Raw genomic sequence first — 13870 nt, forward strand, 5'->3', positions numbered from 1 at the left:
GTTATACTAATGGATGCTTATTTAGAATATTTTAAAGAACATAATCCTGAAATGGCTAAATATTTTGAGCTTATGCAGCCCATGATGGAAAAAAAAGAGCCTGAAGAAGTAGAAAAAGAAGTTCCCAAAATTGATTTAGAACTTGAAGAGAGAATCAAGAAATTAAAAAAAATCAATCATAAACTTTTTACCATAATTGAAGGACTGAAATTTCAGCTGGAATTTGAGTTAAATCAAAATGATGATTTGGCAAAAGCAATTGGTGCCTGTACTGAATGTTTTGGAGAAAACAGTGATTGTCCAGAATGTTTTGGAACTGGGAAACCAGGTTACACTGTTCCAGATTTTATTCTTTTCAATAAATATATTCAGCCAGCCATCCAGAAATATAACAAACATTATTTCAACAAAAATTAACCATTAAAAATTAAAATTATGAGCTATTTTGAAAGTTATTTAGACGAAGATTTATTAAATGAAAACTATTTCAACGAAGATCTTTTAAGCGAAGATTTATTAGAAAGCTATGACGAAAGTTATGATGAAGCGGCAAGAGGCAGAAGACCTTTAACTCGAGGTATTAGACCAAATGTAAGTTCAGCGGTAAAACAAAGATCAAATTTTGGAAAAGCTTTAAGCGGAAGAGCTAATGATTATGCTACTAAAAGCGAACTTAAAAAATCATTAGATGCCATTTCTAATCAGGTTAATGAGCTTAAAAAGACTTCATTAGCTACAAATAAAGCATTAGTTGCATTAGATCAAAAACATACAGAATTTGCAAAGATAGACGCTCGTAAAGGCGATAACCAGACCAAGGTTTTAAAAAATATGCAAATGATGAGCATGATGGGATCATTGCTGAATCAGCCAAAATTAAAACCTGAGAATTTGCAATATATTCCTGGTAAAGCTGCCGAAGGTACCAACCCTGCTATTGAAGCGAAAATAATTGAAAAACCAAATACCAGTGCAATTTTCGTAGATCCAACATTGTCTTTATTATTGCCAATGATGACTACAATGGGGGATTCAGGTTCTGGAAAATCAGACAATTCAAATATGATGCTTCCATTAGTACTTATAATGTCACAGCAAAATCAAGGCAATACTGCAAATAGCAATAACACTATTTTACCTATTGCATTGATGATGATGATGAATAAGTAAATTATAGAAAGGGCAGTTGCTCCCAATTGCCCTTTACTTTCTATTAACCTTAAAATTATGCAACGATGAATCTTAGTATATTAATCAATTATTTTATTGCTAACAGCAGAGCGAGTTTTTATAATGTTTCAGGAAATCAGGAAATTATGAATACAGCGCTTTTAACAGGTGCAGTTTCTGAAAATCCGCTGTTGAATTACTTAATCATAGAAAACAAAGCCAAAATTGAAGGTGATAAATTTATTGCCTCTGCTGCTGCGACGGCATCTGTACCAGTTGTAAATATTGCTGCAGATGAGGGAACTAAAACAAATACCAAGGAACAAACAAAAGGAGCTCCAACTGAAGAAACTGCTAAAGTAAATCTCACAACTTTAGAAACTGTTGAAGCAAAAATTTTGGAAGGGACTAATGTTTTGAAGGAAGAAATCGCTAGAATTTCAGATAAAAACAAAAGTGAACTAGAAAAAATTGTTGGCGAAACATTAAAGCCAAAAATTGAAAGTTTAGAAAAAAGCAATGCAGATTTAAATATTGCTATTCAGGAAATTAAAGGCAAATTAGAAGTAATTTCTAAAGCTTTTCCAATTTCAGATTCGACTACTGCTTCTGATCAAAAATCACCCGCTAAAAATGTAAAAAGATGAAAACAACAGCTTCAACCCAAGAAATCATCGGTTTAGATAAAATTGAAAAGAATACAAATCAAATTCTTGAGAAAATTAATAATATCCGACCAACTTTTTTTAAAACTAATTTCAAGCTTTCAAAGAAAGCAGAAGAAGAGAAAGTTTTTTTAAGCAAAAACTTAGCTTCTAAAAGTTTATTTGATTTTAAACGTTCGTTAGAAATTTTCACCAAAATTTTAGAGCATGCCAACTTCTCAAAACTTGAAAAAAATGACCAGGATTTTATTACTGGATTGGAAAAATTAGGTTTTAAAAACAGTCTTTACATCAAAGAAATTAATGATTTTATTGCTTCGTCTCAGAATGCTGCCGATGGTTTTGCAACCGTAATTGAGGAAACAATTCATTTTACTCTTTTAAATTCAGAATTAAATGCTATTGAGAGAAGATTAGAGGCTTTGGGCTAATATTTAAAATACAAAATCATGGATCCAAGACTCAAAGTTATCTTATATGGAAACCCCGATGAAGAATTATCACTCTTAATGCGTTTAGAGAAAGAAAAGGAATATCCTGATAATTGTAAAATCATTTCGGAATTTGGAAATATTGTGAGTATTAGAACACAGCGGCGTTTTTTATGTCCAATTTACCAAAGCAAAAAAGTAAAAAGCCTTAAAGCTCCTATGGTTGTTCCTGCCAATAATTATATTGAACTTGCTCCTGAAACGCAATTTTTAGATAAAAAAAATGATGTTTTTGAGGATACTGTTTCAAATGTTGTGTTCGGAATAATTGATTTTGGATTTGATTTTACGCACCCAGATTTTATAAATAATGGAAAAACGCGTTTCGAGAAAATTTGGGTACAATCTGACCGATATGATGGAAATAAATACGGGTATGGAAGAATCATTACCAAAGCACAGATAAACGAAGCTTTATTAGATGAATTTCCGTTTAAAAAACTTGGATACCATCCTGGAAAATCAGATTTATTTGGAAACGGAACACATGGAACACATGTACTCGGAATTGCTTGTGGCAATGGAGCTGTTGCGCCTAAAAGTTTCGCGCCAAATGTACCAATAGTTGCTGTTGATATGGGAACCAACCTTGTTAACGGATCTAATTTGTCATTAGGTGATTCGGTAAAAGGAGCCGAAGGATTGTGTTTGATTACAAAGGAAGCAGGCGAAAGGCCTTTGGTAATCAATATGAGTTTGGGCGGCCACGGTGATGCACATATGGGGAAAACTTTGTTTGAACAAATCATCGATCATATTGTAACCACACGCAAAGGAACGGCGATTGTTCAGAGTACTGGAAATTATCATCAGTCAAATGCTCACACTTACGGCGATATTAAATTAGATCAGAAAATTAAAATTCCGTGGATGTTTAAAAAGAATGACCGAACGCCAAACGAAATGGAAATTTGGTATCATGGCAACGATATTTTAAGTGTGGATATTTATGATGATAATATGAAACTACTGCTTTCTTCAACACCTTTTAAAGACGAATTAATTTTAAAAGATAATGATGAAGTCGGGATTTGCCTGCACAGAAGCAACGAACCCAATACAGGAAAGAATCAAATTAATATTTTAGTCAACGGCAAATTAAATTCAAAATTCTGGACAGTCGAATTGGTTGGAAAAGTTGTGAAAAATGGACGTTATCATTGTTATATAGAACGCGATGACGGAGGACAGTCGATATTCTTGCCTGCAATTGCAAACAAAACGCATACTACAAATTCGATCTGCAATTCAAAATACAGCATTGTTGTCGGTGCATATAATCAGAATGAGGACGCAAAATCTATTTTGTCGTTTAGCAGTTCAGGACCAACAGTAGATGGACGCATGAAACCCGAACTTGTTGCACCTGGTTTTAAAATAAAATCATCCTGTTCGTCTTCAAGCAGAGAAAACAGAGCGTCAAATAAATTGACTTCTAAAAGTGGCAGCAGTATGGCCGCACCTTATGTAGCTTCTTTAGTAATGAAAATTTTAGAGAAAGAACCTGATCTTGATATTTTTTCAATACGAAAAAAACTCTTTAAGGGCTGTGACAGTGCTTCTTTTAAAGAAAACAATTTTGAGGTTTTTAGAGCCGGACATGGCTATATCAATCCAAATAAAATAACATAAATACGGAATATTATGGAAAATTTAGTTTCGAATTCCCCAGTTATAAATCAGAATCCTTCGTCAATAAACACTCTTGTTAACAGCGTAGGATTGAATGCCATAAACAATAGATCTGACGTATTGCAAATACAAAATTATTTAAAAACATTAGGTTATCCCGTGGCGGCCAGCGGAAGTATATCAAATAATCAAACGGATAGCACCATTATTTCTATTCTTAATTTTCAGGCAAATAATAGGATTCAAGTCACGGGAAATATAAACCCTGATGATGTTACTTATAATGCCCTAAAACAATTGAATAGTACAAATACTTCGCTGGTTGAAGCGGAAGACGAATCCCTGCATCAGCCGTTTTTGACCAATTCATTTCTTTTTAGAAGAAATGCCGGAAACACTAATACATTGAATGTTATTTTTGAAGGAGATTCTTGGCTGGATTATCCGGTTCCGACTATTTTAGATTTGTATGATACCATTACAGACCGAAATCAAAGGCTCAATTTGAATTGCCTGCATTTAGCCAAATTTGGAGAAACAACTTCTCAAATGTATGCTGACAGAACTCATTTTGTGCAATATGTCAGCGGTTATCGTATTGACCGAATTTATTTTAGTGGAGGCGGAAATGATGTTTTTCCGCAGCTTGGCAGAATATTAAACTCCGGAATAACTTCTTTTGACCCAAGTTTCTTTACTGATCAAGCAAAACTGACAGAACTCAGAAGTTTGTCTGGCGATGCATTATATCAGAAATGTATTTTGTACAAAAGATATTTAAACACTGCTGCTTTTGATCGTGCTCTTTTTAACTCCGTTAATCTCGGTTCCATTTTTAGTACTATTATGCGAAATTATCTTGGTTTTGGAAGTATTGTAAATGCACATGCAACGCCAAATACAATATTTTATATGCATACTTATGATTATCCGTTATTTAAACTTGGCGTAAGACCATCGATTGTGGGTGTTGATTTGCCTTTGGGACCTTGGATAAAACCTGTTTTTGATCGTTTAGGAATTGCCGACGAAATTTTAAGATCGTATATCATTATCCGATTATTAGATAAATTTTACGCGCTTTTGTGGCAAATTAAAAATCATTTCACCTATTACGGTTATCGTTTTCAAAGCCGAATTATTGATTACCGCGGTTTATTGAATTCATCTGAATTTTGGAGAGATGAAATTCATCCAAACTCAGCAGGAGCGAGGAGGTTATCAACACGTGTAACATTCTAAAATATAAAACCCGACTTTTTAAAGTCGGGTTTTTCTATTTAAAAAAGGCATTATTGCAATCTGTAAATTTTGTTTGTATATTCCATAATTTAATAGTTAAAATAAAAACCACAAGTATCATAATCAAATTGAAATATTGCTCCAGAAAAACACCAATAATAATATCTGTATACGAATAACTACTCCAAGATCCAATTCTTGAATTAAATATTCCTATCTGTCCAACAAAAACATTTATGATTGCATATAAAGAAACTATTAATACAAAAAAATTTTTGTTATTAATAAATTTACTGGAGACATAGATTATTGGAAATAATAAAATACTAATGCTATTTATTAAAACATCCTGCATATAGGAACAATCGATACAATTTGCAGAAATCTCTGTCGCGTATTTATTCATAGTTACATATATTACACCAATAGAAATAAGATTTATTATAATTCCCAAAATGAATTTTTTTTTTATGTTCATGTTTTTATTGTTTAGAAGGTTCTTTATCTTTTTCAAAAAGAAAAATTCCACTTTGAAGTAATCCGCCGGGAGAATCTCCCGATCTAGGCAAAGTAAAAGCTCCATTAGAATTCCATAACGCTTCATCCCACCCTTTTCTAAACCAATCCTTTGGATTTAAAGGATTACTAACCTCTTCATCTTCTATAGTTATATATTTCTTCTTATATTCTAAATCACCTCCATCCAGCCATGTGGGATTATAATTACTTCTTCTCAAATAAGCATAAACACTTGCATCAAGATGATCACTTAGCTTTTGTGCAAGACTTTCTTTTGGTTTAACTAATTTAATCTCTTCAGCATCATATTTATAACTAGGGTTCAATGTCACTATTCTATTATCAGAATTTCCAGTTCTACAAGCATAAGAATAAATTATTGGATTTAAAGTAAACGAATCTTTTACTAGAGAAGTAACATTATCAATACCAAATTGTTGGGTGGAGCTATTTTTGCCATCTAGTCCAAAATCTAAAATACTTGGTAAGCCGTGTGAGAAAATTTTCATCACTCCTATTTTAACATCTGATCTTTTAACAGTGGCATCTCCCTTATTTATATAATCTAATAATTCTTTAATTGAATTAATTTTTTTAAAATATAATGTTTTATTCCAATTTCTTGCATCTCTCTTGATAATACTTAATTCCATCTCAGTAAATCCATCTTTGAATACTATTATTGTAGCATGCTTATAATGCGCATAATTTTGACGAATTTCTCTAACTGCTTGAGCAGGAAACATCAACTTATTGCCATATGTTTGAGAATGTTGTTCCGTACCTGCCACAAGTATTATTTCAATTTGTTGAAGATTCAAATCCGTACTTACGATATCATCAGGCTTTTGATAAAAAGCATAAATCCTCGCTTTTTCAAAATCATGATTAATCTTTAAGGCTATTATTATTTTTTTATTCTCCAATTTATTAAATGAAGCAACTCCCGCAATAATTTCCTTTTTACTATCATCAAGTTTAATTGCCCATTTTAATAAAGGAATTTCCGTTATAGTTGGCTTTCGAGTTGGTGTAGCCTTAAATGTATAAGACTTACCCAGCTCAATTTTATCAACCAAGTTATCGCTTGCATCAAAAGGGCCTTCAACCTTTGTTATTCTAATATCAGTCGGAGGCTGTCTATCTTGATGATTAAGATAATTTATACCTGTATTACTGTTTTGAATAATTTTTCTACCTGATTGATTTATAATTTGAGATGCATCATTCCTGATACTTCCTGATGCGTTTTCACAAATATTTTTTGCTATAATTGTAATATTTCCCATACACTATGAGTTTGTAGAATTCTCGCCAGAATGATTATTAATATTTCCTTTACTATTCTGAATATGATTTTCTTGCGAAAGTGATTCTATTTTTCCTGAAGCATTTCTAGAAATGTCCTTTGCATCTGCTGAATAACTATCACTTGCTACTTTAGTGATATTTTTAGCAATTAAAAGATAGTCTGCACCCGCATTTTGCAAAATCATAGCATTGGCATTTTGCGAAATGTCAACTCCAGCACTTTCACTTATATTCATACCCGCACTTGAAGTAATATTTTGAGAAGCATTCATAATAATATCAGTCGCTGTCATAGTAATTACTTTCGGAGCTGTAATATTTATGTTTCCTCCAATGGTATCTAAATGTATTTCATTACCAATTTTATCTGTAATGATGATACTCTCATCTTCGGTGAATTTAATAATGTGACCACTTCGGGTATGAATGGCCTTAATGTCATTTTTTGGAGTGTTGTAACCTGATGATTCCTGACCATTATAATGCGCTCCCATTACATAAGGGCACTGTGCATTTCCACCTTCAAAATCAACCAAAACTTCCTCATCAATTTCAGGTATAAAATAAAATCCTTTTCCGGCTCCGGTATGTGGCTGGATCATTCTCATCCACTGGCTTTTGGTGCTTCCTGATGCCCAGTAGAATTCTACTCTTACGCGCCCGAGTCCTTCTGGATCGTTGTTGTCTTTTATTTTTGCTGGCTGGGTTTCTGCTTTGGCAAAAACTTTTGTATCTGTATAATGCGGAGCCGAGACATCGGCAGGAATGGCTTTGAATTCACAGGTATAATTTCCGTGTACTTCGGAGTGGTGTATGGCTTCGATGCAAATAAGTTGATGCTCGACGGTCTGGTTAATGATTGTAAATATCTGCCCGAGTCCTATTGGGAAGTATGAAATTCCGCTGTAATACACGCTGTTAGCATCGCTTCCTGCGGTCTGCAGTGTGACCATTTCGTCTATTTCGTCTTTGTTCTGGGCGTTGTTGGTGTAAGCTCCAATACTCAGCTCAGGCTGGGTCACAGTTCCCTGATTGAATCCTATATTTGATGCAAAGCTGTCTTTGCTTCCCGAGGAGGTTCTCTGCGACGAATTTCGGATACTGGAAGCATTATTATAATCATAACCTGCAAGCGAAATTTTATGCGCTTTCATATTGGCCTGAATCTTAAAACTGTGCAATGATGCTCCGTTGATCAGTTTTATTTTAGAGTTTTTCGTTTGTCCAAACTGCATGCGCATTCCATCAAAATAAAACCACTGGCCGTAGCGCTGTGCCAGTCTTTTGAGAAAATTGAAACTGGTTTCATTATACTGAGCGATATAATTAAACTCTTTCATATAAGTAGATCTTATCGCATCTCGCTGATAAAATTCCGTAGGGCCTTCTGACAAAATATCCAGCACAATATCATCCATTCCTCTTTCGAGATAAGTTCTGGATTTTGGCATGTCATCCAATACAATACTGTGGCTTATTCCTGTTACATGCAGACCGACTGCGCTTCCGTTTTGATCCACCGAAGACAATTCAGTTATAATGCCTTTACTCATCAGTTTGATTCCGGTAAGGCTTTTGAAAGTGAAAATCACTTCGTTTCCAAGATATTTTGTTATGGCTTTTGCCTGATCGACAGGTTTTATAACTGCCTTGCCGGTATATTGCCAGACAAATGAAAAATAATGATGATCTGCCATTTTCTGTGACAGCTTCAAATCATAATAAATAATGTTTTGGGTAAAACCTCCAATGGTAATGTAAACTTGGTCTGAGAAATGTGCCATAGTATTTTTTGTTGGTTAGTAAATGAGTAGCATTTTCGGAAGAAATGAAAATGCTAAACGAAATCGTTTTAATAAAAATAAAAACGTAAACAAAAAACGGCAGTACCAAAAAGTTTTATTTGTGATACAATAAGGTGAAATTAAGCTTAGGCAAAAAAAAATGCCTCATAAAGCTATGAGGCATTTTTTATTCTATAATTTTTTACTCTATCTTAAACTTGCTCCAAGTTCAGTTTCAAAAGTCTGTTGTAATTTTGACATGATTTTATCAATTTGAGCATCGGTAAGCGTTTTTGTATTATCCTGAATGGTAAAACTCAATGCATACGATTTTTTTCCTTCTGGAAGTTTTTCTCCTTCATAGACATCAAACAAGTTGATATCTTTTAAAAGTGATTTTTCTGTTTGTTTTGCCAAATTAAAAATACTTTCATAAGTCGTACTCTGATCGATCAGCAAAGCTAAATCTCTGCGTACTTCTGGATACTTTGGAATTTCAGTATATTTAATTTTTCCAGTAATGATTTTCAGTACTAAATCCCAGTTAAAATCAGCATAATAAACATCTTGTTTGATTCCGAAATGTTTCAAAATAGATTTTTTTACTACACCCATTTCAACTAAAGTATCATTGTTGTAGCAAATGGCTGTTCCTTCAGAAAAAATATCAGATTGAACCGGTGCATTCGAAATTTTATCAATTCCTAAACGGGCTAAAACTCCTTTAACGTATCCTTTTAATAAAAAGAAATCAGTCGTTTTTTGAGGATTTGTCCAGCTTTCTTTGTTTCTGTTTCCAGAAATAAGCAAAGTCAGGTGTTTGTGTTCTTCGTATCCAGTCAGGTATTTGTGATAGCTTTTTCCGAATTCAAATAATTTTAAATCGGCATTTTTTCTATTGATATTATATGAAATAGCTTCAAGTCCTGAAAACAATAATGATTGGCGCATAGTCGACAAATCACTGCTCAAAGGATTCAGCATTGTAACATTATGTTCTTCTTTTAATGAAGCTGTAAGTTTTGCATATGCAGCAGTTGTCAAAGAGTTGGCCATCATTTCATGAAAACCTTGAGAATTCAACTGAGAAGCAATTACATTTTGTACTTTATAATCTTCTGTTCTAGGCGAGTTTGCTACAGTTGCATTGAATTTTTTAGAAAAATTAATGTTGTTGTAACCGTAAACACGTAAAATTTCTTCGATTACATCAATTTCGCGCTGTACGTCAACACGGTAAGCAGGGATTGTTAGTCCTAAACCAGAATCAGAAACACTATTAACTTTAATGTCTAAAGAAACTAATATTTTTTTGATCGTATCTTTCGGAATTTCCTGTCCAATGATTTTCGAAACGTGACTGAAATTCAGTAAAACAGAGAAATCTTCCACTTTTTTAGGATACACTTCCACAACATCTGAAGTAATTTTTCCACCGGCAACTTCCTGAATTAAAAGTGCTGCACGTTTCAAAGCATATTCAGTAATTGTTGGGTCAATTCCTCTTTCAAATCTAAAAGAAGCATCAGTGTTCAAGTTATGTCTTTTCGCAGTTTTACGAATAGTTACAGCATCAAAATAAGCACTTTCTAAAAAGATAGAAGTTGTTCCGTCTGTAACTCCCGATTTTTTTCCTCCAAAAACACCAGCAATACATAACGGACCTTTTTCATCACAGATCATTAAATCTTCTGCATGCAATGTTCTTTCAACATCGTCTAAAGTAATGAATTTAGTTCCTTCTGGAAGTGTTTTCACAATTACTTTTCCGTTGATTTTTGCTGCGTCAAAAGCGTGTAAAGGCTGTCCTAATTCATGCAGAACATAATTAGTAACATCGACAATATTATTTTTTGGAGTCAATCCAATTGCTTTCAATCGATCCTGAAGCCAAGATGGTGATTCTTGAACTGTAATTCCAGAAATAGTTACACCACAATACCTTGGTGCTAAATGGGAGTCTTCAACATTAACGTCGATTTTTAACGTACGCATATCAACTCTAAAATTGCTTACAGAAGGCGTAATCAATTCTACATTTACGCCACGCTGTAACATTCCAGCTCTCAAATCACGAGCAGTTCCAAAATGACTCATCGCATCGGCACGATTTGGAGTTAATCCAATTTCGAAAACTTCATCATTTGCAATTTTAAAAACTTCAGCCGCTGGAGTACCAGGTTCTAAAGTTTCATCAAGAACCATAATTCCTTCATGACTTGTTCCTAATCCTAATTCATCTTCGGCACAAATCATTCCGTGGCTTTCCTGTCCGCGAATTTTTCCTTTTTTAATCGTAAATTCTGCTCCATCTTTATCATATAAAATGGTTCCAATAGTAGCAACAGGAACTTTTTGACCCGCTTCAACATTTGCCGCACCGCAAACAATCTGTACAGGAGCTTCTAAACCAATATTTACAGTTGTAACTTTTAATCTGTCAGCATCTGGGTGTTTTTCGCAGGTAAGAACGTGACCTACAACAACTCCTTCCAATCCACCTTTTATAGATTGGTATTTTTCAACCACTTCAACTTCCAGGCCTAAATCTGTCAGTAATTCTGAAGTCTGTTCTGAAGTCCAGTCTGTTTTAATAAATTGTTTTAGCCAGTTGTAAGATATTTTCATGTTATTTTATTATTCTTATATGAGGATGTAAATATAAGGATTGATCAGCGGAGTTGGAAACAATTTTTTTGTTTTTTGACTGAAAAATATCCCGTTTATCGGAATTTGCGCCCGAAATATTGAATGAAAAGTTTGGTATTTACTTTATTCAGAATCTTTTATGAATTTGAAGAAAGAATATTAAATCAATTCTTCAACATGTTTTTTAATGTTTTCTGAAATCTTTTTGATTGGTAAATCATTTTCATCATCACCAAAAGGATCTTCAATTTCTTCGGCAATTAATTCCAAACTTGCCAAAACATAAAAAATAAAAACAACTACAGGAACTACATAATAGCCTAGACTTAAAGAATAGCCGAAAGGCAAAGTCATGATGTAAAAGAAGATAAACTTTTTTATAAAAGCACTGTAAGAGTAGGGAATAGGCGTGTTTTTGATTCGTTCGCAGGCTCCGCAAATATCGGTAAAAGCAACTAATTCGGCATTTAAGATGATAAGCTGGTCGCCTGTTATTTTTTTTGAATCGTATAAATCATTGATTTTATGAAACATCATTCGTTTCACCTGATTTGGTTTGTGTTTATGATGGTCCAATTCTAAATCAACATCTTCAAAAAGCTGTTTTGCCGTCTCAGAATTATTTAAATGTTTGTATAAAATGGAGGCATAACCCGGAATAAATTTTCTAAAAAACTTTCGGTCATTTTCATCTTTTAAAATAGCCGAAAGTTTTATAGCAAAATTACGGCTGTTGTTGACCAAACCGCCCCATAATTTTCTGGCTTCCCACCAGCGGTCGTATGCAGTATTTGTTCTAAAAACTAATAAAAGTGAAATCACAAAACCCAATATTCCGTGCATTACAGGAATGTTTTTAAGGTAATGATTTTCATCTATTCCAAAATAAATCACTTCAACATAACCAACAATGGCCGCATAAATACCGATGCCAATCATTACAGGAAATAATTGCCTGATAGTGTCTGATTTATGAAAATGAAAGATAAATGTAAACCACTCTTTAGGATTGTATGCAATCATTTTTTACTAATTTTTGAAACAAATTTAGTTTAAAAATTAATATTTCCTGCTAATTCTCTTAAAGCAATTTCAGATAATTTTGCCTGATATTGAGCATTGCTGTAACGCACTTTAGCATTTACATAGTTCAATTGAGCGGTTCTGAAATCAAGTGTTGTGATGGTTCCAATTCTGAATTTATCTAAAGTAATATCTAAATTTTGTTTAGCAATCGTTACGTTATCTTCTTCCAAATCAATTAACCCTAAGTTTGTTTGGTAGGTTTGAAATGCAGTGCTCAGCTGTGTATCTAAAATCATATTTTGCTGATCAATAGCAATCTGAGAATTTTCGATTTCTATTTTTGCTACTTTTTCATTTCGATGCTGATTTAAACCATCAAACAAATTAAGTCGTGCATTAAAACCATAATTAAAACCTTTTGAAGAAGACTGACTCGTAAAACCTAAACTTGATTGATTTTCAGAAAAATTATAACCAGAAGTTAAATTTACAACCGGATAACGGTCGGCTTTTACTTGCTTAAGCTGCAGTTCGGCAATGCGTTTATTAATAATTTGAGCTTCTACAGCAGGATTTTGCTTGTGTGCCAAATCCGATAGTTCGGCAAAATTCATAGCGTTATCAACTGTAACTAAATCAGTTACTGTGAAATCAATTTTAGGATCACGCGCCAAATATTGGTTTAGCAGAATTTTAGCATTTGCATAAGTTTCTTTTTGACGCAATAAAGCAACCTGATCTGAATTTAAATCAACTTGAGCGTTTAAAACTTCTAATTTTGAAGCTTTTCCAATGCTGAATCGATTTTGTGCCAATGTCAATCGCTGTTTAGAAATTACGATTGTTGTATCTAAAGCAGCCAATTGGTGCTGTTGCTGTACAAGATCGTAGTAAGCTGAATTTACCTGAACAATTTTGAGTAAAACAGTTCTTCTTAATTCAGAATCTCCTAAATTTTGAAGTTCTTTTAACTGATCCAGACGCGCAAACATTTTCATTCCGTCAAAAACAGTCCAATTTAGGCCAACTCCATAAGTTAAGGTGTTGTTTTTAGCATTGTTTAAAGAAGTTGAAGTTCCGTCTTGACGTGTTTGTGATGAATTGGTAACACTGTTGTTGTCATTTACTGTAGCTGCAACCGTTGGCAGTAATCCAGCATTTCCAACCGTAACATTTGTTTCGCTTATTTTTGAATTATTTTTTGCGATTCTAATTTCAAAATTGTTTTCTAAGGCGATTCTTGTTGCATCTTCAATCGTCAGAACTCCTTGTGCATTTGTTTTTACAATGCAGAAGAAGAGGATTATCAAAGTGCAGTATATATTTTTAATATTCATGTTTATATTCTTTTGCAAGAAATCATGAATTTTACACAAAGTAA

The 13870-nt window shown here is 33.4% G+C and carries 11 protein-coding genes; 6 read left to right on the forward strand and 5 right to left on the reverse strand.

Annotated features, from left to right (window positions below; translation table 11 throughout):
- The first annotated feature begins 9 nt into the window (after nt 1–9).
- From GKZ88_RS13745 to GKZ88_RS13770, 6 genes are all read left to right on the forward strand, one after another.
- Nucleotides 10–417: a hypothetical protein gene (locus GKZ88_RS13745; RefSeq protein WP_155102935.1), complete on the forward strand. Its 408-nt coding sequence runs from the start codon at nt 10–12 to the stop codon at nt 415–417.
- Between the two features lie 18 nt (nt 418–435).
- A complete protein-coding gene (locus GKZ88_RS13750; protein ID WP_155102936.1) occupies nt 436–1170 on the forward strand; it encodes a hypothetical protein in 735 nt (244 codons plus the stop codon).
- A gap of 65 nt (nt 1171–1235) precedes the next feature.
- On the forward strand, nt 1236–1817 hold the full coding sequence (locus GKZ88_RS13755; RefSeq protein ID WP_155102937.1) for a hypothetical protein: 582 nt from the start codon (nt 1236–1238) through the stop codon (nt 1815–1817).
- Nucleotides 1814–2266: a hypothetical protein gene (locus GKZ88_RS13760; RefSeq protein ID WP_155102938.1), complete on the forward strand. Its 453-nt coding sequence runs from the start codon at nt 1814–1816 to the stop codon at nt 2264–2266. Before GKZ88_RS13755 ends, GKZ88_RS13760 begins: the two co-directional genes overlap by 4 nt.
- An 18-nt stretch (nt 2267–2284) precedes the next feature.
- Nucleotides 2285–3958 carry a S8 family serine peptidase gene (locus GKZ88_RS13765; protein WP_155102939.1) on the forward strand — a complete coding sequence of 558 codons (1674 nt, stop codon included), beginning with the start codon at nt 2285–2287 and terminating at the stop codon, nt 3956–3958.
- Nucleotides 3959–3970: 12 nt separating this feature from the next.
- Nucleotides 3971–5200, forward strand: coding sequence for a peptidoglycan-binding domain-containing protein (locus GKZ88_RS13770; RefSeq protein WP_155102940.1), 1230 nt, complete (start codon nt 3971–3973; stop codon nt 5198–5200).
- A 482-nt stretch (nt 5201–5682) separates the two neighbouring features.
- On the opposite strand, the gene GKZ88_RS13775 is transcribed toward GKZ88_RS13770, so the two are convergent.
- The 5 genes from GKZ88_RS13775 to GKZ88_RS13795 form a co-directional block, all read right to left on the reverse strand.
- On the reverse strand, nt 5683–7008 hold the full coding sequence (locus GKZ88_RS13775) for a hypothetical protein (protein WP_155102941.1): 1326 nt from the start codon (nt 7006–7008) through the stop codon (nt 5683–5685).
- Between the two features lie 3 nt (nt 7009–7011).
- The gene (locus GKZ88_RS13780) at nt 7012–8814 is read right to left on the reverse strand and encodes a phage baseplate assembly protein V (RefSeq protein WP_155102942.1); all 1803 of its coding nucleotides are present in this window, start codon (nt 8812–8814) and stop codon (nt 7012–7014) included.
- A 207-nt stretch (nt 8815–9021) separates the two neighbouring features.
- A complete protein-coding gene (gene pheT, locus GKZ88_RS13785) occupies nt 9022–11442 on the reverse strand; it encodes a phenylalanine--tRNA ligase subunit beta (protein ID WP_155102943.1) in 2421 nt (806 codons plus the stop codon).
- Nucleotides 11443–11622: 180 nt separating this feature from the next.
- A complete protein-coding gene (locus GKZ88_RS13790; protein WP_155102944.1) occupies nt 11623–12486 on the reverse strand; it encodes a bestrophin family ion channel in 864 nt (287 codons plus the stop codon).
- A gap of 29 nt (nt 12487–12515) precedes the next feature.
- The gene (locus GKZ88_RS13795; RefSeq protein WP_155102945.1) at nt 12516–13826 is read right to left on the reverse strand and encodes a TolC family protein; all 1311 of its coding nucleotides are present in this window, start codon (nt 13824–13826) and stop codon (nt 12516–12518) included.
- Nucleotides 13827–13870: the final 44 nt, after the last annotated feature.

It is taken from the genome of Flavobacterium sp. LC2016-01, assembly GCF_009711135.1.
Classification (GTDB): domain Bacteria; phylum Bacteroidota; class Bacteroidia; order Flavobacteriales; family Flavobacteriaceae; genus Flavobacterium.